The organism is Collinsella aerofaciens (assembly GCF_009876115.1).
In the GTDB taxonomy this organism is placed as follows: Bacteria; Actinomycetota; Coriobacteriia; order Coriobacteriales; family Coriobacteriaceae; genus Collinsella; species Collinsella aerofaciens_N.
This window is the reverse complement of record NZ_WWSY01000008.1, coordinates 31,101-53,540: the sequence shown is the minus strand read 5'-3', so window position 1 is coordinate 53,540 and position 22,440 is coordinate 31,101. Positions and strand designations below refer to the sequence as shown.

General features: G+C 56.2%; 20 protein-coding genes. 10 read left to right on the top strand and 10 right to left on the bottom strand.

Annotated features, from left to right (window positions below; translation table 11 throughout):
• Positions 1 to 118 precede the first annotated feature (118 nt).
• The 4 genes from GT571_RS05780 to GT571_RS05765 all read right to left on the bottom strand — a co-directional run bounded on the left by GT571_RS05780 (position 119) and on the right by GT571_RS05765 (position 3,358).
• Positions 119 to 364 (bottom strand): family 1 glycosylhydrolase, encoded by a 246-nt coding sequence (locus tag GT571_RS05780; RefSeq protein WP_338400636.1) that lies wholly within the window; start codon positions 362 to 364, stop codon positions 119 to 121.
• Positions 365 to 373: 9 nt separating this feature from the next.
• The gene (locus tag GT571_RS05775; RefSeq protein WP_161156008.1) at positions 374 to 1,540 is read right to left on the bottom strand and encodes an AgaS family sugar isomerase; all 1,167 of its coding nucleotides are present in this window, start codon (positions 1,538 to 1,540) and stop codon (positions 374 to 376) included.
• 105 nt (positions 1,541 to 1,645) lie between these two features.
• A complete protein-coding gene (locus GT571_RS10170) occupies positions 1,646 to 2,365 on the bottom strand; it encodes a GntR family transcriptional regulator (protein WP_161156007.1) in 720 nt (239 codons plus the stop codon).
• Between the two features lie 72 nt (positions 2,366 to 2,437).
• Positions 2,438 to 3,358 carry a DUF7916 family protein gene (locus GT571_RS05765; protein WP_161156006.1) on the bottom strand — a complete coding sequence of 307 codons (921 nt, stop codon included), beginning with the start codon at positions 3,356 to 3,358 and terminating at the stop codon, positions 2,438 to 2,440.
• Between the two features lie 357 nt (positions 3,359 to 3,715).
• Here GT571_RS05765 and GT571_RS05760 point away from each other — a divergent pair, with 357 nt between their 5' ends.
• Both GT571_RS05760 and GT571_RS05755 read left to right on the top strand, forming a co-directional pair.
• Positions 3,716 to 5,410, top strand: a complete 1,695-nt coding sequence (locus GT571_RS05760) for a PTS lactose transporter subunit IIBC (protein ID WP_161156005.1) — start codon at positions 3,716 to 3,718, stop codon at positions 5,408 to 5,410.
• Between the two features lie 415 nt (positions 5,411 to 5,825).
• On the top strand, positions 5,826 to 6,116 hold the full coding sequence (locus GT571_RS05755) for a hypothetical protein (RefSeq protein ID WP_161156003.1): 291 nt from the start codon (positions 5,826 to 5,828) through the stop codon (positions 6,114 to 6,116).
• Positions 6,117 to 6,358: 242 nt separating this feature from the next.
• Here GT571_RS05755 and GT571_RS05750 read toward each other — a convergent pair whose 3' ends face one another.
• The 4 genes from GT571_RS05750 to GT571_RS05735 all read right to left on the bottom strand — a co-directional run bounded on the left by GT571_RS05750 (position 6,359) and on the right by GT571_RS05735 (position 10,492).
• Positions 6,359 to 6,664, bottom strand: a complete 306-nt coding sequence (locus GT571_RS05750) for a type II toxin-antitoxin system RelE/ParE family toxin (RefSeq protein WP_117583553.1) — start codon at positions 6,662 to 6,664, stop codon at positions 6,359 to 6,361.
• The gene (locus GT571_RS05745) at positions 6,654 to 6,920 is read right to left on the bottom strand and encodes a type II toxin-antitoxin system Phd/YefM family antitoxin (RefSeq protein ID WP_117564761.1); all 267 of its coding nucleotides are present in this window, start codon (positions 6,918 to 6,920) and stop codon (positions 6,654 to 6,656) included. The genes GT571_RS05750 and GT571_RS05745 overlap by 11 nt, the downstream gene beginning before the upstream one ends.
• Positions 6,921 to 7,216: 296 nt before the next feature.
• A complete protein-coding gene (gene lacG, locus GT571_RS05740; protein WP_204987202.1) occupies positions 7,217 to 8,638 on the bottom strand; it encodes a 6-phospho-beta-galactosidase in 1,422 nt (473 codons plus the stop codon).
• A gap of 75 nt (positions 8,639 to 8,713) precedes the next feature.
• Positions 8,714 to 10,492: a PTS lactose transporter subunit IIBC gene (locus GT571_RS05735; RefSeq protein ID WP_161156001.1), complete on the bottom strand. Its 1,779-nt coding sequence runs from the start codon at positions 10,490 to 10,492 to the stop codon at positions 8,714 to 8,716.
• Positions 10,493 to 10,776: 284 nt separating this feature from the next.
• Between GT571_RS05735 and GT571_RS05730 the strand changes: the two genes are divergently transcribed.
• Positions 10,777 to 11,778 (top strand): LacI family DNA-binding transcriptional regulator, encoded by a 1,002-nt coding sequence (locus GT571_RS05730; RefSeq protein ID WP_161155999.1) that lies wholly within the window; start codon positions 10,777 to 10,779, stop codon positions 11,776 to 11,778.
• A gap of 257 nt (positions 11,779 to 12,035) precedes the next feature.
• Here GT571_RS05730 and lacG (GT571_RS05720) read toward each other — a convergent pair whose 3' ends face one another.
• Both lacG (GT571_RS05720) and GT571_RS05715 read right to left on the bottom strand, forming a co-directional pair.
• Positions 12,036 to 13,475 carry a 6-phospho-beta-galactosidase gene (lacG, locus tag GT571_RS05720; protein WP_161155995.1) on the bottom strand — a complete coding sequence of 480 codons (1,440 nt, stop codon included), beginning with the start codon at positions 13,473 to 13,475 and terminating at the stop codon, positions 12,036 to 12,038.
• Positions 13,476 to 13,541: 66 nt separating this feature from the next.
• Positions 13,542 to 15,317 (bottom strand): lactose/cellobiose PTS transporter subunit IIB, encoded by a 1,776-nt coding sequence (locus GT571_RS05715; protein WP_161155993.1) that lies wholly within the window; start codon positions 15,315 to 15,317, stop codon positions 13,542 to 13,544.
• A 356-nt stretch (positions 15,318 to 15,673) separates the two neighbouring features.
• Here GT571_RS05715 and GT571_RS05710 point away from each other — a divergent pair, with 356 nt between their 5' ends.
• The 7 genes from GT571_RS05710 (at position 15,674) to GT571_RS05680 (ending at position 22,252) form a co-directional block, all read left to right on the top strand.
• A complete protein-coding gene (locus GT571_RS05710; RefSeq protein WP_161155991.1) occupies positions 15,674 to 16,678 on the top strand; it encodes a LacI family DNA-binding transcriptional regulator in 1,005 nt (334 codons plus the stop codon).
• Positions 16,679 to 16,892: 214 nt separating this feature from the next.
• A complete protein-coding gene (locus tag GT571_RS05705) occupies positions 16,893 to 17,231 on the top strand; it encodes a PTS lactose/cellobiose transporter subunit IIA (protein ID WP_089572387.1) in 339 nt (112 codons plus the stop codon).
• A 460-nt stretch (positions 17,232 to 17,691) separates the two neighbouring features.
• Positions 17,692 to 18,681 (top strand): hypothetical protein, encoded by a 990-nt coding sequence (locus GT571_RS05700; protein ID WP_161155989.1) that lies wholly within the window; start codon positions 17,692 to 17,694, stop codon positions 18,679 to 18,681.
• A 307-nt stretch (positions 18,682 to 18,988) separates the two neighbouring features.
• On the top strand, positions 18,989 to 19,417 hold the full coding sequence (gene lacA / locus GT571_RS05695) for a galactose-6-phosphate isomerase subunit LacA (RefSeq protein ID WP_006234830.1): 429 nt from the start codon (positions 18,989 to 18,991) through the stop codon (positions 19,415 to 19,417).
• 63 nt (positions 19,418 to 19,480) lie between these two features.
• The gene (lacB, locus tag GT571_RS05690; RefSeq protein WP_006234831.1) at positions 19,481 to 20,005 is read left to right on the top strand and encodes a galactose-6-phosphate isomerase subunit LacB; all 525 of its coding nucleotides are present in this window, start codon (positions 19,481 to 19,483) and stop codon (positions 20,003 to 20,005) included.
• Positions 20,006 to 20,381: 376 nt separating this feature from the next.
• Positions 20,382 to 21,263, top strand: a complete 882-nt coding sequence (locus tag GT571_RS05685) for an aldose 1-epimerase family protein (RefSeq protein ID WP_161155987.1) — start codon at positions 20,382 to 20,384, stop codon at positions 21,261 to 21,263.
• Between the two features lie 53 nt (positions 21,264 to 21,316).
• Complete coding sequence (locus GT571_RS05680; RefSeq protein WP_161156067.1) at positions 21,317 to 22,252, top strand: hexose kinase; 936 nt, start codon at positions 21,317 to 21,319, stop codon at positions 22,250 to 22,252.
• Positions 22,253 to 22,440: the final 188 nt, after the last annotated feature.

Below are 22,440 nucleotides of genomic sequence, written 5' to 3'. Positions count from 1 at the left end.
CCCTGCTAGATGTTACAGATCCAGACAAACGGTCTGCTCGGGCCGAGCCAAAACAAAAAGGCCGCATACGAACCGGTTTGGGATTCGTATGCGGCCGACAGGGAGTATGCGGCGGAAACTAGGCCATGAGCAGGCCGGTCTCCGCGACGTTCTTGTACCAGTACGCGCTCGCCTTGGGATAGCGCTTCTGGGTCTCAAAGTCGATGTAGAACAGGCCGTAGCGCTTGTTATAGCCGTTGGTCCAGGAGAACTGGTCCTGCAGCGACCACACAAAGTAACCGTCGACGTTCACGCCGCCGTCGATTGCCTTGAGGATCCACGCGAGATGCTGGCGCATGTAATCGATACGAGGGGCGTCGTCGATAAAGCCGTCCTAGGCATTGAATGGATGGATTGTGACGCCCTTCACAACACGATTGACTGTCCCATTTGGACTTGGCGTGTCCGGCGTGTTTCCAACGCGAATTGAATTTAAAAGTGCAACAGTTTGGGCAACCATCACAAAAGGTAATGCAAGATAAGATTCGGGCAGGCGCTCTGCGCTGTCAAAAGTAAAAGAAATGCCGCTGTAGGGATTGTCGGACTTTTGCTGAATTGCAATTACCTTCTGTGCGATATTGTCATGGTCAATTTCATTAAGAATATCTAGATCGTACTGGCGAGTGTATTCGTTTTCGCTAACGAATACAAACACAAGGGTTTTACTGTCCACGAATGATTTTGGTCCATGACGATAACCCATGGAAGTGTCGTATGAGGTGGCAATAAGACCATGTGCCAGCTCAAGAATTTTAAGCTGAGCTTCTTGAGCGAGTCCTCCAAAAGAGCCAGATCCAAGATACGTCACGCGATTAAAATCATCATCTAAAAATGCAGCAATCTCGTGTTCGCGTAAAATAACTTGTTCGCCCATCTCGGCGGCAATGCTGACCCAACTTTCCTTCTGGTTGATCGATGCATCGTCAAAAATAAGCGTGGCTAAGAGCTCCATGCAGGTATATGATCCCGTCATGGCGAATCCGCCATCGTTTGCTCGAGGGATTAATACCGTATGGGAATCCGGATCAGCTGCAGATTTGACGGCGAGCTTTCCATTGGGTGCACAGGTGATGTTGAGAAACTTTGCCTGCTTCACGCACTTTCGGACGACTTCAATTGCGGCAAGAGACTCTGGGCTGTTGCCAGAGCGTGCAAAAGAAACGAGAAGAGTTGGTTCATCAGGATTAACGAAGTCGAGCGGAGCGGATACGATATCGGTAGTAGCAATGGATTTGAACTCATAGCGTGATGTGTCTCCTGCATGCCTAAGGTAAGGCGCGCATGTGTCTCCGACATAGTCCGAGGTCCCCGCTCCGGTGAAAATGACGACAAGACGTCCGTCTGCCATAGATCTAGCATCAGATAAAAACGTTTCAATATCGTCAAGTTGGTTTCTATAGATCAAAAATGTATCGCGCCAGAGTTCGGGCTGTTGCATAATTTCAGAAGTAGTGGTAGCTGCCCCAAGCTGTTTCAGCTCATCGTGCGTGCGGTGAAACATAATAAGACACCTTTCTAATAAAAATATCAATTGTTAAAACAAACTCGCTGCTCCTTGCCGCGCTTTATGCCGTAGGGAGCACAAGACATGAAGCAAAATAGGGGATCAGGATTTGAATACGTAGTTTTGATAAGGGATTTGCCCAGTTAAGACGGTGCGGCAAGTAATTGCAATTAATTTGCCTCCGGAGTCGTAAGCATATCGAGTTAGTTCGATGACCGGAAGTTTTGCAACACCATAATTGCTGGCTTCGGAATCGCTAAGCTGACGTGCTCTATAGCTTTCTCGAGCAGATTGGATAGACATGGACAACTCGTCCATGATTTTGCTAAATGCCTGAAAATCTAACTGATTATTCGGAACGCGCGACTTTGAAATGAAGAACGTATCAGCGCCTATGAAGCTGCCTTCAAGTTCGTAGGTCAATTCAAGACGCTGAATCTCATCGCGACTTTGACATCCAAATTGTTGGAGCATCATTACGGAAATTGGACGACCTGATGTGCGGCCGCCGAAATGTTTGGTGATGGTATCCGGATCAACACCATCGCAATGGCTTGCAAAGTCAAAGTCTAAAAGTGAATTGAGCTCACTGACGCGTTTCGGTGCAACAAACGATCCCTTACCTTGGATTCGATAGATACTTCCACGACGCTCCAGCTCACTCATGGCAAGTCGGACGGTTGTTCTGCTTACGGCGTATTCGTCGCAAAGTTCCATTTCTGTTGGAAGTTTATCGTCTGCTTGATATACATCGACGATCTGCTTGAGCAGCGCGTCGGTGAGCTGTAAATAGAGTGGCCGTTTTTCGTGTGTATCGAGCATTGGAGCCTCAGTTTGCATGTTGGTGGTATCTGATGATTGCCGTGGTCGGGATATAGCTTGAGTGCAACAACCTTAACGTATCACAGAGCGGCTCAGCATGACGATCTGATGCCTGTAACCACGAAGGGCTTGTCCAAGCGTGAAGATATTCTGGGGCAGACAAATACCGTTCATGGAGTCCCCGATATGTTGGAGGTCAGCGCCAGCGGCTTTTGCTGCAAGGCCTATTTTCTTAATGGTCTCGCTGTCGCAGGAGTCTTGACTGGTCCCGTTCGCCGCCATGACGAGAACCTTTTCTTCAATTGACTTGCCTGCGTTGTGGGATCGTACAAAGTCTACGATGGCGCGCAGGTCTGCTTCTTGGAAACAAGGGACAGTGTAGGGGGCTGGCACGAGAAGGATATCGACGCCGAGATCAACAAACTTGCGCGCTATTTCGAGTGTCATGACAGGTTCCGCAACGCCCGCTCCATGCATTTTTCCGGCTATGACCAGGCCATTGAAATGTTCTTTGGAGAGTTTAATCGAATGGGCGATTGCATCGTTGGAGACGCCAGTTCCAGGGTTGCCCGTCAGGCAGATAAAATCAAATCCGAGTTCGTTAGCCTTTTCTAAGGTCTTGGGAGAGACGCGACGACCCATGGGGATTTCCGTACGGGATTCAGACATCTCTGCCTCGTTATCAACTGGCTCCAGATTGACGCCAATAGGCCTTCCACATGCTCGCTTCACCCAAGTGACCGGGTTTTCATTGAGATCATCTGGAATACCGGCAATAACTGGATCGAACACATCGAGCGCGTTAAACAGAAGCAGGTCGGCACCTGCGGCACGTTCGATTTCTGCATTAGTAACGCCGCCGAGAAATTGGGAAGAGGGTACGTTTTCCGCCATGATGGTACGTCCCTCGGAAGCCAGAATTGCCTGCTTTAGATCCATGGGTGACGTGGCGGCAAAATCGGATGCGGACATGTTCAGCAATCGTTTGTGCATTGTTACTTCCTTTGACTAGAACGACAGGCTTGTGACATTGTCTCTAATATTGTTACAACAATATATTTAATATGTTATATCCAATCGGTAAACGGTTACAAACTTATTGTAATGCTCCGAAAAAATAGCCTTTAGCTGGACAAATCTAAAATTACGCAACTACCGTTCACCGAATAAAGATTTGAATTCTTGACATATCGACAAAGCGGAAAAAGAATTGGTTATGATAAATCGCGCAAATGATATTACATTTCGCACGAGAACGTATTCACTTACGATAAGCGGATACAAACTGGGACGACGACGGTTGAGTCCGGATAAATCGTTGTGTGCCCGGCAATCATGAAAGGATGCGTTATGGACGCTATCGTCAAATTCCTTGAAAAACACCAGGCTCTCTTCGACAAAATCTCAAAGAACATTTATCTGGTGGCGATTAAGGATGGCTTTCTCTCGAATATGCCAATTGTGCTGTTCTCGAGCCTGTTCCTTCTTCTTTCGACGCTCCCTGCCTATGTAGGCATCACGCTTCCGTCTGAGGTGCTGGATTTCTTTAATAAAATCTATGCATATACCATGGGGCTTCTTGGCATTATGGTGGCCGGCACCACGGCGAGCTCACTTGCCATGTCGATGAACCGCCGCATGCCTTCGGGCAAATCTCTCAACCCCACCTCGTGCATGGTTTGTGCCATGTGCGGCATGTTCTTGCTATCGGTGACGAACGATGTTGTCTCGATTGGCGGAACAGATACATCTGTTTTTGAAACCGGCTATATGGGAACCAAGGGTTTTCTCGCTGCGTTCGTATCCGCGTTCTTGACCGTTAATATCTATAAGGTGTGCATTAGCCATAATGTGACGATCAAGCTCCCCAAAGAGGTCCCTGGCGCTATTGCACAGAGTTTTCGCGATATCTTTGCGTTTGGGTTTTCAATCCTTGCGTGCGCCGTTATCGATCTCGCGAGCCGTACGCTGCTTGCTGTGCCGTTCGCCAATTTGGTATCTGCTCTAATTTCGCCGCTGTTCTCCGCGGTCGACACCTATCCTGGCATGGCGCTTATCGAAGGCGCGGTCGCACTTTTCCAATTTATGGGTATTCACGGCGCTTCGGTTGTCATGAGCCCGATCAATGCTGCGCTCTACGGCAATACCGTTACCAATCTTGAGGTTTTCCAAGCAGGTGGACACCCGTCAATTGCTCTCACGCAGGACTTTACAAGCTTCATCGGCGGTCTGGGCGGTTCTGGCTGCACGTTCATCGTTCCTATTATCCTGATCATGTTTATGCGTTCCAAGCAGCTTAAAGCCATGGGCAAGGCATCGATTATCCCGGTGATTTTTGGAGTTAACGAGCCCGTTCTCTTCGGTATGCCGATCGTTCTCAATCCCTATATGTTCGTGCCCTTCCTAGCGGCTCCTATGGTCAACGCCATAATCGGTAAGTTTTTCATTGACGTAATTGGAATGAACGCCCCCATGTATACTATGCCGTGGGCGCTTCCCGGCCCAATCGGTGCATTTCTCACCACAGGTCTTGATCTACGTTCTCTTGTATTGATGGCAGTGCTGTTGGTCGTTGACTTTGTGATTTACTATCCGTTCTGCAAGGCGTATGACCATCAGCTTTGTTTGGAGGAGTCCGCAAAGGAAGCTGCAGGAACCTCGGATGCAGATGCTATTGCCGCACAAGAAAATGCCGCAAAAGCTCTGGAGGCGGTAAAGAGCAAGGCGGAGCAGATCCGCGTGCTTGTGCTTTGCCAGGGTGCCGGCACTTCGACTCTCTTGGCAAATGCTCTTCGCGAAGGTGCCGCTGCTAAGGGTATTGATCTGGTTTCTCAGTCCGGTGCGTACGGAAGCCACTATGAGACGATGAATCAGTACAACGTGATTGTTCTGGCGCCCCAGGCACGCATGTACTATGACGCTATGAAGGCCGATACCGATCGCCTTGGAATTAAACTGCTCACCACAAGGGGTAAGCAGTATATCGACCTTACCAACGATCCCGAAGGTGCAATTGACTGGATCGTTCAGGAGCTGGCCAAATAGTAGATGCACTTCGTCGTTGATCCGTCGGTGTGTAGTGCGGCCCCGCAGCTTATTGAGCTGCGGGGCCGTATTTCGTTGAGTAGCTAATTGAGACAATGAGCGCAGCCGTCGTGAGATCGCATTGGCGCTCTCCGAGTCACCGACAAGCTGCCTTCCATCTGTGTGACCAAAGGTGGCTTATAGGACAAAATATGTGTCCATGTTTGGGGCATCGGCGCAGGTCGATGCCCCTTTTCAGCCGTTTAAATTCCGTGCCCGCTTTTAACCGCTCGGACAGAATGTGTGTCCGGTTGCCTATCGTTCCCGCCGGTAGATTACCTTTTCCGGAACCGTTAAATACCCGTTCGGAAGAGGTGCCCATGAGGGCCGTTTATTGCCCCTACTGCGGCGGTCGGACCAGGCGTAACGGCAGGACATGATCGAGGGAGGGGTGAACTCGCAGCCGGGGGCCGTCCTGCGCAACCACCGGGGGCTGACGTCGGTCAAGCGCGTGAAGGCGGTGTTCTGGTGGTGCCACGCGCGCTCGGGGGAAGCGAGGACAGCGAGCGAGAAGCTCGCCGCGATGCCGACCGACGCGGACATCGACTTCCTGTTCAGCGTCTACTCCGCCTCGCCGTCGCGCGAGGACGGAGGGCCGCAATGGGGCGACGAGGTCGTGTGGGAGGACCTCCACCACAGGGACCCGTACCCCTTCAGGCTGGATTAATGGTTGGAAACGGATGTTCTATCGGGACACACATTTTGTCCTATAAGCCCCAAAGGTCATCTCCGCTAGGTCGACGATGTAAATGACTCTGTTTCCTTTGGGTCCGAGCGGGACGTTGGCTCGCCCTTGCTAAATCCCATGAGGATAGAACTCGATTTGCTCGTGGTGCATGCATCAAAGAGTTTTTTGATCAAGATGCGCCTTCTCACGCATTGATTCAAAACAAATATTCAGCTTGTGGGCTAGACCAGGCGGGCGTAGTCCTGTGACTGATGAAAGATGTGGGCGATATAGATTGTTTCGTGCTCAAACTTGTATAGACACACGTAGTTGTTGACGGGAAACGATCGGTAATTACGTGCCGCCAGCTCTTGCATGTGCGAGAGGGGACGTAAAAGCGGCTGCTCGCGAAGCAGGTCAAGCTGATATTCAAACTCAGCGACAAAATTGCCTGCTGCACGCGGATTCTTGAGGATTTGAGCAAGGTATCCGACAATACTCTCGTACTCATATCGCGCGCTTTTGAGGATTACGACGTTATAGGTCATATTTGTCTCGTATCGAAGCCGCGAAGGATTCGTAGTCGCTGTAGTCGCCTTGCGATATTTCGTCTTCTGCCAACATCATACGAGACAGCAGTTTTGCCTTGGCGATTTCTTCTTGCATGAGGCGATACTGGTCGCTGCTGATGCAGTGCATGGCCTCGTAGCCGTTCTTAGTTACGGTGACGTCGCGCTCAGACTCAACAAGCGTGGTGAATGCAGCAGTGTCCTTCATATCTCGGACGGGCACACAAGCTGACATGGGTACCTCCTTTGCGTTGGGACACAATTGTACCACGGTATATTAAAACGTCGGCGTCGTCGAATTATCTCAATCTGTAGCAGTTGGGAGTAGAAAACCGGGTTAGATGTTACAGATCGAGATCTTCTGCTCCAGGCTATCCGTTTGTCTCGATTTGTAACAGTTAGGGCCGAAATACTCGGCTAGATGTTACAGATCGAGACAAACGGCCTGCTCGGGCCGAGCCACAACAAAAAAGCCGCATGCGAACCCGTGGAGGGGCTCACATGCGGCCGACAGGGGGTATGCGGCGGAAACTAGGCCATGAGCAGGCCGGTCTCCGCGACGTTCTTGTACCAGTACGCGCTCGCCTTGGGATAGCGCTTCTGGGTCTCAAAGTCGATGTAGAACAGGCCATAGCGCTTGTTGTAGCCGTTGGTCCAGGAGAACTGGTCCTGCAGCGACCACACAAAGTAGCCGTCGACGTTTACGCCGCCGTCGATTGCCTTGAGGATCCATGCGAGATGCTGACGCATGTAGTCGATGCGAGGGGCGTCGTCGATAAAGCCGTCCTCAAAGTCGTCCTTATAGCCCATGCCGTTCTCGGTGATGTAGATCTTCTTGTAGTTGGGGTAATCGTTCTTAATGCGCAGCAGCAGATCGTACAGGCCCTCGGGATAGATAATCCAGTCCCAATCGGTGGTGGGAACGCCTTCGCGCACGCATGACTCGCCCACGCCCTTGAGGAACCAGCGCGAGGAGCCCTTGTCGCCGGTGCCATTGTGGTTGATGTCGTTTTCGCCCTCGGCGGCACGCAGGAACTGGCACTTGTAGGTGTTGACGCCCAGGCAATCGTTGTAGGGGAGCGCGGCGGTCAGCGCGGCGATGTCCTCGTCGCGGACGTCGAGCTCGCCGCCGGCGATATGGGCCAGCTTGGCCGCAGCCTCCATGGTGTCGGCTGCATAGTGGCCGCGGAAGGTGGCGTCGAGTACCCAGCGGTTGTTGATGACGTCGGCCATGCGAGCCGCCTCGCAGTCGGCGGCGTTGTTGGGGTCGAGGGGATACTTGGGCTCCAGGTTCTGGACAATGCCGATCTCGCCCTCAAAGCCGCCCTCGTGGAAGGCGACGACAGCCTTGGCGTGGGCCACCATCATGTTGTGCATGAGCTGGAAGGCCTTGTCCAGGCGATACTTCTCGCCGTGCGGCCAGTTGCCGACGATAAAGCTGCCCTCGGCGGTCGCGGGGATCTCGTTAAACGTGAACCAGTGCTTGACCTCGGTGAACTCGGCAAAGCAGAACTTGGCGTACTCGACAAAGGCGTCGATCGTCGTGCGCGTCAGGAATCCCTCGCCGCCGTTCTGGTAAAAGGCCTCGGGCGTATCGAAGTGATCGAGCGTGACATAGGGGATAACACCAGCTTTGTTGCAGGTGGCGAAAAGCTCGTGATAGAAGGCGACGCCCTCGGGGTTAATCTCGCCGGTGCCACTGGGGAAGATACGGCTCCAAGCGATGGAGACGCGAATACCGTTGATGCCGAAGCGCTGGCACAGGGCGATATCGACCGGATACTTGTTGTAGAAATCGCTTGCGGGGTCGGGGGAGAAGCGACCCTGCGCAGCCAGGAAATCGTCCCAGGGCACTTTGCCCTTGCCGTGCGTGCGGGTCTCGCCCTCAACCTGGTAAGCGGCGGTGGCGCCGCCAAACACAAAGCCGTCGGGGAACTGCATGGGGTTGGTCATGAGTCATCCTTTCTGTGGGATACGAATAGGGAGAGGTGCCCAAACTGGGAGTCCGGGCACCAACAGAGGGAGGAACTAGTCGAGGTTCTCGCGGAGCCACTTGATGGCGCCGGCGGGGTCGCGAGTAAGGTCGATATATTCCTTACCGCGCGGGGCGAGCAGCTTGATGCCCAGACGATCGGTGTCGGCCTTCATGTCGTTGTAGTAGCTACGAACCTGCGGGGCAAGCACGATAACGTCGTACTGATCCATGATGGCAGTGTGCTGGCCATAAGCTCCGGCAGAGGAAGCGATGTTCTCTCCGGTCTGCGCGGCACCTTCCTTGATGGCGTTGGCAAGCATGGCAGAGGTGCCGGCGCCGGCGCACAGGACGAGGACCTTCAGGCCATCGACATCCTTCTTAGCGGATGCGTCGGCGGCGGGCTCGGGCTGGTCGGCGACAGGCTTGCTGTCAGCGGCGGCAACAGTCGTCTCGACGGAAGCGGTGGCCTGCTCGACAGCGGGCACAGGCGCGCTGTCGGCGATGGCAGCGGCACCGTTGGACTCGAGACCCAGCTCGGCGGCGCGCTCGGCCTCCTGGTCGCAGAGCAGCTTATCGTATGCCTTCAAGAACGGCAGGTAGATGATGGCGTCCAGCAAGATGATGATCGCGACAAATACCAGGGCAATAAGCTGGAAGTTCGTGGTGATGAAGATGCCGATGGGGGCGGGGGTAGCCCAAGGCACCACGAAGGAGAAGCCGTTCATGCCCACGTTATCGATAAAGAACTTGGCAACACTCACGTTGACGCAGCCGGCGGCAACAAAGGGGACGAGCATGTAGGGGTTAAGGATCATCGGCGCGCCAAAGAGCAGCGGTTCGTTGACGGCGAAGGCAACAGGAACAATCGAGGCCTTACCGACGGCCTTGAGCTGCTTGGACTTCATAAAGAGAATCAGCAGAAGCGGCACGATGAACGTGGCGCCGGTGCCGCCGAACTCACCTACGAGCGACATGTTAAAGGTGAGGGAGTGGGCGGGGTGACCACCGGCCAGCAGAACCTGCAGGTTCTCGGCCTGGTTGGCAAGACGGATGGGGTCGATGCCCGGCTGGACGATCGAGGGGCCGTGGACGCCGATGAACCAGAAGAACGCGGTGGCTGCCTGGATAAGGATAAGGCCAGGATAGGTTTCTGCAGCGGTAAAGAGCGGGGAGAGCAGTTTGATAAGCAGTTCGGAGAACGGGACGCCCATGAGGTTGCGTACGATGACATCGATGATGCCGCAGATGATGACGGCGCCGCCAAAGGGGATGATGTCGCGGAAGTTCTGAGCGATGGCGCCCGGGACCTCCTTGGGCAGCTTAATGGTCAAATCGCGCGAGACGCAGAACTTATAGACCCACACGGTAATGAACGCGGCGATATAGGCCGAGAACAGACCGCGCGTGCCCATGCTGGTGCAATCGAAGACCGAAAGTTCGGAGCCGTTGAACTTGGTGGTGAACTGCGTGACTGCGAGCAGAAGCATGCTGCACTGGGCGGCCACCATGGTGGAACCGTCGTTGAGCACTTTGCCGGCGGGCATGCGACGGTTCATGGAAGCCGTAAAGTTCTTGGCAGTGGTGCCGGCAACCATGATGCCCATGACACCCATGGTGAAGTTGTAGAGCTTGTTGCACCAGTCGATGAGCGGTTGGGGCAAGGTGATTCCGACCACGCCGGGAAGCGTGGCGATCAGCAGGAAGATCGAAGAGGTGAGGACGATGGGCATGCACCCAAGGAATCCGTCCTTGATGGCCTGGAGGTAGATGTTCCTCGAGATCTTCTCAAAGAACGGTTGATGCTTTTCGAGCATCTTTACGATGGCGTCCATAGAGCTCCTTTGCTGCTTGATGCGCGATGCATGTGGATGGAACTGGTCGTCGATGGATGGTCAGGACTGCCCGGAAACCTTCCTGCTTAAGGAAGGCATTGCGAAATGACAACGTTGTCATTTCGTTAATGACAACGTAAGACATTTTTGGAAGAGCAACAAGGATTTACAGGTGAACGGTCGATATTGTCCGATAAACGGCTGATTTGTCAGTCGGGCAGGTAGTGTATGCTAGAACGCAAAAAACAAGCGATTCAAAACCGACTGGAGAAGTAGTGGCAACGATGGACAAGAAAAATGTCTCAATGAATGATGTGGCAGTTGCCGCGGGTGTTTCTCTCAAGACGGTGTCGCGCGTGATCAACGAGCCCGATAGCGTACGAGAGTCGACGCGCGATAGGGTCCATGCGGCCATGGAGGAGCTTGGGTTCCGGGCGAACTTTGCCGCGCGTTCACTCAAGTTGGGCCGTTACGGGTGCATCGGCGTGGTGATGTTCCACTTGTCGGGCGGCGCCGTGGACATGATTGACGGTATCGCCGATGCCGCCGAAGAACGCGGCTTTGCTCTCACGATGATCAAAAAGCGGGCTGGGGAGAAGATGACCCTTGCCGAAGCGGCGCGTAGGATGTCACGGCTTCCCGTCGACGGCATGATTTTCAACCTGCGCCAGATGGTCGACGATTTCGATACGTTCGAGGCACCGAAGGACCTCAAGACGGTGATTATCACGCCGATGGAGCATCCTGCCTGCTCTACCGTTAGTGACGATCAAGAGGGTGGTGCGCGCATGGCGTGCGAGTACTTCTTGAATCGCGGGCACAAGAACGTGTATTTCGTTTCGGGAAAGAAAGAGTCGCTGTCGAGCCAATGTCGTATGAAAGGCTGGCGTGCGGCGCTCGAGGCGCGTGGAATTGAGCCGCCCGAGCCTCTGCAGGGCGATTGGAATGCGGATAGTGGCTATGCCGCGGGCCTTGTGCTTGCCGGTAAACCCGATTGCACGGCGGTCCTCGCTGCTAACGACTGTATGGCAAACGGCGTGATGATGGCTCTACGTGACAAAGGGCTCAGTGTGCCCGACGACGTGTCCGTGATCGGCTTCGACGATGAGCTCTACAAGACGATACCCAACTCGATTCTGACGTCGGTGAAGTTTCGCCACCGCGAGCTGGGCATCCGTGCGCTTAACGAGGTCGTCGCAGGTTTGGAAGCCCCGAGCTCCAGAAGCCGTACGCTCGTCTCGGGCGTGTTGGTCGAGCGTTCCAGCGTAAAGGACCTGCGGGCGTAGGTTTGCTCGACTGCGCGTTCATCTCAATCTGTAACAGGTGGGACCGAAAAACTCAGCTAGATGTTACAGATCGAGACAAACGAACACAGCCCGGCTCGCCCAAAAACAAAAACGGCGGATACGACCAAGGATGCTGAAGCATCCACCGGGAAGGTCGTATCCGCCACACGGAAAGAGGTGCATGGACGCAGCGCCCATGCGATCGGGAATGGTCAGGTGCACGGCAGCGTGATGGACACAGCGGCCGATGGCGTTAACTAGTCCAGACGACGGGTCTGCGCCACGTGCTTATACCAGTAAGCGCTTGCCTTGGGCGTGCGCTTCTGGGTTTCAAAGTCAACGTAGAAAAAGCCGTAACGCTTGTTGTAGCCGTTGGTCCAGGAGAACTGGTCCTGCAGGCTCCACAGGAAGTAGCCACCCACGTTGACGCCCACCTCCATGGCCTTGAGCAGCCAGCGCAGGTGCTGCTCGATGTAGTCGATGCGCGGCTGGTCGTCCACAAAGCCGTCCTTGTAGGGATCCTTGTAGCCCATGCCGTTTTCGGTGATGAAGATCTGCTTGTAGTTGGGGTAGCGCTGCTTAATGTAGACGAGCAGATCGAACAGGCCCTCGGGATAGATGATCCAGTCCCAGTCGGTGGTGGGGATGCCGGGCTTGTTCACATGCTCGCCGATGCCCTTGACGCGCCAGCGGCCGGTGCCCTTTTCGCCCGTACCGTTGTGGTGCAGGTCGTTCTCGCCATCGTAAGCCTTGAGGAAGCGGCACTGGTAATTGTTGACACCCAGGTAGTCGTTGTAGAGCGCTGCCTCGCGCATAATCTCGAGATCCTCGTCCAGGATCTCGATGGTGCCGCCCGAGACGGCAGCCAGGCGGTTGGCGCACTCGAGGGTGTCGGGCGCGTAATCGCCACGGAAGGTAGCGTCGAGCAGGAACTGGTTTTGCAGCACGTGCTCGTTGTTGGCGGCCTTGATGTCGGCGGGGTCGTTCTCGTTGAGCGGGTACTTAAACTCCAGCGACTGGATGACGCCGATTTTGCCCTTAAAGCCGCCGTTGTGGAAGGCCAGCACTGCCTTGGCGTGGGCGAGCATCATGTTGTGCTCGCACTGGAAGGCCTCGGCAAGATGCGCCTTGACGCCACCGGGGAAGGTACCCTCGATGTAGGTGTTGGAGGCGTCGGCCCAAATCTCGTTAAAGGTGAACCAGTAGGTTACCTGGTCGGCATACTCCTTAAAGCAGAAGGTGGCAAAGTCCACAAAGGCGTCGATGGTCTCGCGGTTGAGGAAGTCGCCCTTCTCAAAGAGGGGCAGCGGCGTGTCAAAGTGATGCAGCGTGACAAACGGCTCAACGTGGTGCTTGTGGCACTCGGCGAAGAGATCATGGTAGAACTGGACACCCTCGGGGTTGATCTCGCCGGTGCCGTTGGGGAAGATGCGGCTCCAGGCGATGGAGAGGCGGATGCCGTTGATGCCGAACTCCTCGCACAGCTCCAAATCGACGGGGTACTGGTTGTAGAAGTCCGAAGCGGGATCGGGGGAGAAACGGCCCTGGGCCTCCAGGAAGTCGTCCCAGGCAACCTTGCCCTTACCGTGAGTGCGGGTCTCGCCCTCTACCTGGTAGGCAGCGGTGGCGCCGCCAAAGATAAAGTCCTCGGGAAACTGCGCGGATGGGTTGGTGACGCTAGCAGGATTAACGGACATGATGATCCAATCGTCTAAATCGAAGGGCCAGCCGGCTGTTGATGGTCGGCTGGCCCTGGGCGTTACTTACTTCGATAGTTGCTCGGAGACGAAGGCGAGAGACTTGTCACCGTTCTGGGAGAGCTCGATGTACTGCTTGCCACGGCAGGCGACGCACTTGTTGCCCACGCGTTCGCAGTCTTTCTGCAGGTCGGCCAGGTAGCTTGCGGCCTGCGGGGCCAGGACGACTAGGTCAAAGTCGGGGAGCATGTCGACGTGGTTGCCATAGGCCTCGGCAGCGGTTTCGAGGTTAATACCGCGCTCCTTGGCAGCCTTGGCCAGCGCGTTGGCGAGCAGGCCCGAGGTACCGCCGCCCTGGCAGAGTACGAGCACGCGCTTGCCGTTGAGGTCGCTGGCGGTCGTGGCCTCGGCAGCGGGTGTTGCAGAAGCGGCGGGGGCGTCGGCCTTCACGGCCTCGGCAGCAGCGCCGGCGGCAACGCTCTTGGCATCGGCCTTGCCCTGGAAGGCATCGTTGAGCTTGGCGGCCTTCTCGGCATTCTTGGCGGCGAGCTCCTCCTGGGAGATCTCGGCCTCCTCGGCGCACTTCTGGGCGTCATAGGCACGGAAGAACGGGTAGTACAGGGCAAAGTCGACGACCAGGATGATGGCGAGCATCACAAAGGCGAGCGGCTGGAAGCCCAAGCCCATGATGGTGCCGATGGGGCCAGGGACAGTCCAAGGCAGGGTGTACATAAAGCCGTTCATGCCCAAGAAGTCGATAAAGATCTTGAGGATCCAGATGTTGGCGATCGGGGCAAAGACAAACGGGACAAAGAAGACGGGGTTGAGCACGATGGGCGCGGCGAACAGCAGCGGCTCGTTGACAGCGAAGCAGACCGGGACGATAGCTGCCTTACCGACGGCGCGCATCTCCTGGGATTTGGCCAGGAAGCAGAACATAAAGACCAGGACGAGCGTGGCGCCGGTGCCGCCCATGCAGACGACGAAGTACTGGGCACCCTGGGTCAGGACAGCGGAAGCGTGCTGACCGGCCTGGAACGCAGCCAGGTTGTCGGTCATGTTGGCGACGAGGGCGGCGGCGATGGCGGGCTCGACGATCGAGGGACCGTGGACGCCCACGAACCAGAAGAGGCTCATGGCACCGTAGATCACAGCGAGGCCGATGTAGCCGTCGGCAGCGGTGAACAGGGGCTGGAACACCTGGATGACGCCCTGGGCAAAGCAGAAGCCAAAAGCAGCGCGGAAGACGATGTCAAAGACCCAAAAGACGGTGATGCAGACGGAGAAGGGGATGATGTCCTTAAAGGTCTGCGAGATGTTGGGCGGAACCTGCTCGGGCATCTTGACGGTGATGTTGCGCTTAATAAAGAACTTGTAGATGATGCCGGTCACAAATGCAGCGATGAAGGCAGTCAGCAGGCCTTTGGAACCAAGATAGGTGGTGTTGAAGCCGCTGGCGGCGTCCGTGGCGATCGTGTCGCTCGAAAGGAGCAAGAAGCCGATGATGGCCGCGCACATGCACGAGATGAAGTTGATCTGGTTGTTCTTGGGCAGATCACGGTTCTGGGCGTCGGCGAAGTGCTTGGCCGTGGTGGCGGCGCAGGCGATGGCCAGGATGCCCATGGAGTAGTTGTAGCACTTCCACAGGGCGTTGTTGATGTCATCGGGCCAGTAGAAACCCCAGATGTTAGGGACCGAGGCTACCAGGCAGAAGATGGACGAGAAGATGATGATGGGGATGACGGAGATAAAGCCGTCGCGGATCGCCTTGAGGTACTTGTTGCGGGCGATCGCGTTGAAAAAGGGTTGGCCCTTTTCGATGATGGCGATGAGTTGCTCCATGCAATGCTCCTAAGAGTCGGTGAGTTAGCAACGATGGTAGCTTTTGGCGTTCGGTTGCCAAAATGTTGACGTTGCCATTTTGCGGCACAAAAAAAGACGCGAATCGGTGGTTCCTGTGCCTGCGAACCGTCGATTCCTTACGCGTAAACGTTTGAGCCGCCCGGTGGCTCTGTGTTTGCACAATGGCAACGTTAACATTTGGGCGACAAAAGCCGTTCGGGGAAGCAGGATTGTCGGTGAACGGTAGGTTTTGGGTGGTGAGCGTATGGCGGGAGAGGCGTTGGATATACTTGGAGTCGTTCATTTTGTCTGTTGGGATGCCCGCGATGGCATCGTTGACATAGAAAGATCGACCTATGCCCGCTGTTAAAAAATCGGTTTCCGTTAAGGACGTGGCGCGTCTCGCGGGCGTCTCGGAGCAGACGGTCTCGCGCACCGTGCACGATTCGCCCAGCGTGCGCCCCGAGACCAAGGAGCGCGTGCGCGCCGCCATGCGCGAGCTGGGGTATCGCCCCAATTTTGCCGGCCGTTCGCTGCGTCGCGGCAAGTTCAAGACCGTCGGCGTCGCCATGTTCAACATTACCGGCACCGGCAACCTCGACCGTATGGAGGGCTTTGCCGCCGCGGCCGACAAACATGGCTATGCCATCACCCTCACTAAAGTAGACGGGCATCCGTATACCCTCGAGAGCGCATCGTCGCGCATGAGCGCGCTGCCGGTGGATGGCATGGTTGTGATCATGAATCGCATGCCGGCGGACTTTGGCACCTTCGAGCCGCTGCCCGGTATGCAGACGGTGCTCGTTACCATGCTGGAGCACCCGCTCTGTTCAACAGTCGATAACGACCAGTTCGATTGCTCGCGCCAGGTGGTCGAGTACTTGCTGGAGCAGGGGCACAAGACCGTGCACTTTATCTCGTGCCCCGAGCGCTCGCTTTCGGGCATGCGGCGCGAGGAGGGCTGGCGCGAGACATTGCGTGCGCATGGCATTGAGCCACCGCAGCTCGTACGCGGCGATTGGACGGCACAGAGCGGATATGCCGCCGGCCAGGTGCTTGCGGACGATCCGAACTGCACGGCAATTTATGCTTCCAACGATGCCATGGCATATGGCTGCATCCGTGGGCTTGAGTCGCGCGGGAAACGCGTGCCCCAGGACGTGAGTGTGGTGGGTGTTGACGATAGTTTGGGCGATATCGTGCCCGATCGTCGCCTGACTACGGTGCGCTTTGACAACAAGCGCGTCGGCATGTGGGCGGTCGACAAGATTGCCGGCGCCGAGGGCGCTGCACCCGGTGTGGAGCACATGCTGTTTCCGGGCGTGCTCGTCGAGGGCGATACGGTGCGCGATTTGCGTTAGGGTGCGGCCCCGTTTGGGTTTCCGCTAATTGTGTTCAAGAATGTTCGGATTGCTTTAAAAACCGTTCACGGGCGAAAAACGACCGTTCATAGCTCGAAATTACGTTTTGCGCTGTTCTTTTTTGTTTGAATGTTAATGTTCCTGCCATACACAGCGCAGCGCGTATGCCCGGACGCGATGCTCTCCGTTGGTTCATATGTGAAAGGAACGCAATATGGCAACCAAAGAAGAAATCTCGATGGTTGGATTCGAGATTGTCGCATACGCAGGCGACGCCCAGACCGATCTGCTTGCAGCGCTCGATGCTGCTCGCGAGGGTGATTTTGAGAAGGCCGAGCAGCTGCACAAGGATGCCAGCGATGCACTTATCGGCGCCCACGACACGCAGACCAAGCTGCTTTCGCAGGAGGCCGGCGGCGGCGAGATGGAGATGACCTTCATCATGGCTCACGCTCAGGATACTCTCATGACCACCATGATCCTGGAGAAGCAGACCCGCTTTACCATCGATGCCTATAAGCGCATCGCCGCACTCGAGGCTAAGCTCGCCTAACGAGCTCTCACAACCAAGTCCCCTTCCAAAAGCCCTGCCGCAAACCCGCGACAGGGCTTTTTCTGTATCCCATCTGTCTTGGTTGCGGTGAAATTTGGGTTGACAGGCCAAGATGACCCGCTTTCCTTCGTCCCCCGAGGGGCAGTGGCGACGCTCGCCACGAAAATAGCCCATCTACTACGTTTAACCCGATACCCCCGAACACACTCGCGTTTCATGAAAAACTGCAAGCGTTCTACCTGTGGTTTTGTTTTTACGTCACGGGGCATGATCGGGGGTGTGCAGTTAAACGTAGTAGATGGGCCCATTTCGTGGCAAGCGGGTCATGCGGCAGCCCGTTGCGCCTCCTGTCGTTCAGTTTTTCGCTGGGTGGGTATACTTCCTTTCGCATTAAACGCCGGAATGAGGAGGTATCCAAATGCCGGATAACGGGTCAATACAAAATAGAGGCGCGCACGAGATGGCTCATGGGCGTCCTGTCCAGATAACTGAGCACACGACGGTAACCGAGCTGCAGCCCAGCCTGTCCGATGTCGTGTGCGCAAACAAAAAGCTGCAGATTGGCTTTATCGTTGCGCTCGTGGTGCTGGCGCTGCTGTCGGGTTTTGTAGCTCGTCCGCATTTCGCCGATACCAAAACTTGGGACTCCACCATCGAGGTCATCGATCAAAAGAAAGGTAACGTTTTGGCGCTCACGGCTTCATGCGTTGCTCTATCTGCGGGTATTACGGCGCTGCCGGGTGATACGGGTACGCCGGTCGCTGAGCAGCTCGCACAGCTTTCGGGCAACTTGGGCATCGTGCTTGCCGTGCTCTACCTCGAGAAATATTTGCTCACGATTTTGTGGTCGGTTGGTTTGGGCATCTTAATCCCGTTTGCGTTGGTGCTCTTTGCGGTGTCGCTCGGCATTCACGGGCGCTGGAGCACGAGCGCTGTCCTGCGCCGTGTGGCGACGCGCGTGCTGGTGGTTGCCGTGATCGGCATGGCGCTTGTACCCGCGAGCGTATGGGTATCGCAAAAGGTTGACGAGACATATCGCGTAAGTATTGAGCAAGCTGAGCAAAAGGCGGCGGACGCTGCGGAAAAGACCGATACCACGGACAAGTCAGGCGAGACCAGCTCAAAATCGAACAAGAAAAAATCCGAGGCCACGGAGTCCAAAAACGTGCTCGAGCAGTTGACTGACGGGGCCTCGAGCCTGGTCACGTCGGTAACCAGCGGTGCCAAGCAGATGACCGACGAGATCGTGCGGCAGGTGACCGATCTGATCGAAGGCGTCATTGTGATGATCGTGACCTCGTGTGTGATTCCTCTACTGGTGCTCGTGGCGTTCCTATGGCTAGGACACGTGTTGCTGGGGATCGATGTCTCCGGTCCCGCGAACTATCTGGCGGGTCGTTTCTTGAGCGCTCCGTCCAAACATGCCAAGAAGAGTGGGCAGACTGAGTAGGCGGCAAAGCGATCTTTGGAAGATCAACCGTAAGAAGGGCGACCGAGACACGTTCTCGGCCGCCCTTTTGTTTGTTGAACACATGGTCTCTGCGTCTGCGCCGGGCTCAAACGGTCGGCAATCAACCGTGAACGGTATTTGTTCAAAAAAGAACAAAGTTAAACAAATAATGGTTGCACCCGATGTTCGAATGTGTTCAAATAAACATGAACAGTGAAGAACCGCACATTCAGATGCCCGGACCTGAGCGCGATTCAACACTTCCAAACAGAAACTACGCACCTGCGTATCTCTCAAGGAGGATGTCATGAGGGTTGTAATCGCTTCCGATGCCGACGGTATGTCGATGAAGGAGTCCATCAAGGAGATGCTCATCGCCGACGGTCACGAGGTCGTCGACTATTCCGAGACCCCTGCCGCGGACTTTGTCGATTCCGCGACCGCCGTTGCCAAGGACCTGCTGGAGCACAAGGATTCCCAGGGCTTCGCATTCGATAAGTACGGCGTCGGCTCCTATATGGCCGCCGTCAAGATCAAGGGCATGGTCGTCGCCAACATTTCCGACGAGCGTTCCGCTTACATGACCCGCGAGCACAACGGTTCGCGCATGGTCACCATGGGCCCGGGCGTTGTGGGCACCGAGGTCGCCAAGAAGATCGCCCGCGAGTTCCTGCGCGCCCAGTACGCCGGCGGCCGTCACCAGATCCGTGTCGACATGCTCAACAAGATGGCCTAACGAGAGCCACCGAGAACTCGAACTTCTACCTCAACTTGTGAATTCAGACGAAAGGACGTTCTGATGAAGAAGACCATCGCAATCGGTTGCGACCATATCGTTACGGACGAGAAGATCTATCTGGCCGACCGCCTGGAGCAGGCTGGCTACAAGGTGCTCGACTGCGGCACCTACAGCCACACCCGTACGCACTATCCCATCTACGGTAAGGCCGTGGGCGAGGCCGTTGCCAGCGGCAAGGCCGACTTTGGCGTGGCCCTGTGCGGCACCGGCATCGGCATCACCAACGCTGTCAACAAGGTTCCCGGCGCCCGTTGCGCGCTGGTCCGCGATATGACCTCTGCCCTGTATGCCCGTCGCGAGCTCAACGCCAACATCGTGGGCTTTGGCGGCAAGATCACCGGCGAGTTCCTGATGGCCGACATCATGCTTGCCTTCCTGGAGGAGCCCTACGAGAAGACCCCCGAGCACGATGCCCTGATCGCCAAGATCGATGCCTGCAATAAGGCCGACGCCGAGGCTCAGGCTGACCCGCACTTCTTTGACGAGTTCCTCGAGAAGTGGGACCGCGGCGAGTATCACGACTAAGGAGGTTACGCGGTTTTGCCAAACCGCGTAACGGGTCGACGCTGCGAAGCCATCTGGCGGGGAATCTGCCGTTCAGTTTCGGCGGCATGACCAGAAGGTCAATGCCGCCGAAACTGAACGGCAGATTGCCTCGCCAGCTGGCTTCTCGCTGATGTCTGAGTGACCTGTGGGGTTACCGCTGTTGTTGCGAAGCATTCTGGTTCGGTAGGCTGCTCCGATAACACGTTTGCTTGCCGAGCTTGTGTGCTTCGTTTTGGCGGTACCCGGCATTCTGCAGCTTTTCAATTGACGGCTCGCGTTTCTGTGAGGGGGCGCGGGCCGGTTTTCTATCAGCCCCACTGACTCGGCGGGCTGGCGTACGAAAGGGAAGGCTCCTATGGAGTTTGTTCTTGATAACGGTTCTATTCGTGTGGCACTGAGCACAGCTGGCGGATCGTTCACTTCGATTAAGGCCAACGGTCGCGAGTACCTGTGGCAGGGCGACCCGGCGGTCTGGTCGGGCCAGGCACCTATTTGCTTCCCGATCTGCGGCGGCCTTCGTGACGGTCGCGCGATGACTATGGGCGGCCGCGAGGTCAAGCTTGCCCGCCACGGCTTTGCCCGCAAGCAGGAGTGGAAGCTCGAGGAGCAGGGCGACAACATGGTTGCGCTGAGCCTAAGCTCTGCCGACCATGCCGAGTTGCTCGAGCAGTACCCGTATCCGTTTAAGATCGTTGCTCGCTACAAGGTCGATTCGGAAAAGGTGGCCGTGTCGTACGAGGTGACCAATGAGGGCACTGAGGATATGCCATTCTTTGTGGGCGGCCACCCCGGCTTTAAGTGCCCGCTCGACGAGGGCGAGTCCTATGACGACTATGAACTTCGTTTTGATCAGCGTGAGGCCGACGAGCTCTGTACTGCCGTTCCCTCGACGGGCCTGATTGATGTCGAGCATCGCAGCAAAAACCCGATGGTCGGCCAGAACCTGCCGCTTACCCACGAACTCTTCGACTTCGCGGAGACCATCTTTGACGTGCTCGAGAGCCGCGTGGTTACGCTGGCCAAGAAAACCGAGGACAAGGGCGTGCGCCTGACGTTCCCCGATATGCCGTACCTGATTGTGTGGAGCAAGCCCGAGGGCGACTTTGTGGCCGTGGAACCGTGGGGCGGCCTGTCCACCTGCTCCGATGAGGACGATATTCTGGAGCACAAGCGTGGCTGCCTGGTTGCCAAGCCGGGGGAGACCGTCACCCGCGGTTTTGAGATCGAGATCCTTTAAAGAGCTATCGTATGTTTGAGGCGGGTCGTGCCGCCCCGGAACAGGAGTTCAATATGATTCTGACCGTTACCATGAACCCGTCGATCGATACGCGCTATCAGCTCGACAAGCTGATCATCGACGATGTTAACCGTGTTACGCCCGAAAAGACCGCTGGCGGCAAGGGCCTCAACGTGAGTCGCGTGCTGCTGCAGCTGGGCGACGACGTGCTCGCGACCGGCCTGCTCGGCGGCCACATGGGTGCCTATATGGCCGAGCTTATGGATGCCGACGGCGTCAAGAACGACTTTGTGCCCATCGCCGGTGAGACGCGCATTTGCCTGAATATTCTGCACGAGGGTAATCAGACCGAGCTGCTGGAGAGCGGCCCGCAGATTGCGCCTGCCGAGCTTGAGGCCTTTACGGCCAAGTTCGCCGAGCTTGCGGCGAAGGCGGACGTTGTGACGCTTTCGGGCTCGCTGCCGCGTGGCGTCGATGCCGGCTACTATGCCGAGCTCGTCAAGATCGCCGAGGAGGCGGGCGCCAAGGTGCTGCTCGATACCTCGGGTGCATCGCTGGAGGCCGCGCTGGAGTCCGACGCTAAGCCTGAGCTCGTAAAGCCCAACCTGACCGAGATTAACGGCCTGCTGGGCACGTCCTTTACGACCGATGATGTCGATGCCCTGCGCGAGGCGCTTGCCGCCGATGGCCGCTTTGCCGGTATCCCCTGGGTTGTCGTTTCGATGGGCGCTGCCGGTTCGGTGGGCTTCCATGAGGGTCGCGCGTTCCGCGCCAAGACGCCCGCGATTGCGGCTGTGAACGCGACGGGTTCCGGCGACTCGACCATCGCCGGCTTTGCGCATGCCATTGCTGCTGGTGCCGACGATGTCACGGTGCTCAAGACCGCCAATACCTGCGGCAAGCTCAACGCCATGGACCCCAAGACCGGCCACCTGGTCATGGACCGCTGGGACGAGATCTACAACAGCGTTGAGGTCGTAGAGTTGTAGCGGTTGCGACTCCTAATAGAATGAGCGTGGATAATCTCCCGCTTTTGGTGCCCATACGAGCTCAAAGTGGAAGATTTTCCACGCTCGAGTCATTAGTCGTCGGGGACGTTCTTTAATGACTAGTCGTTTAAGAGCGTCCCCAATGACTACACTCAAAAACGGCGTCCGTCGGCGATGTTGCCGGCGGG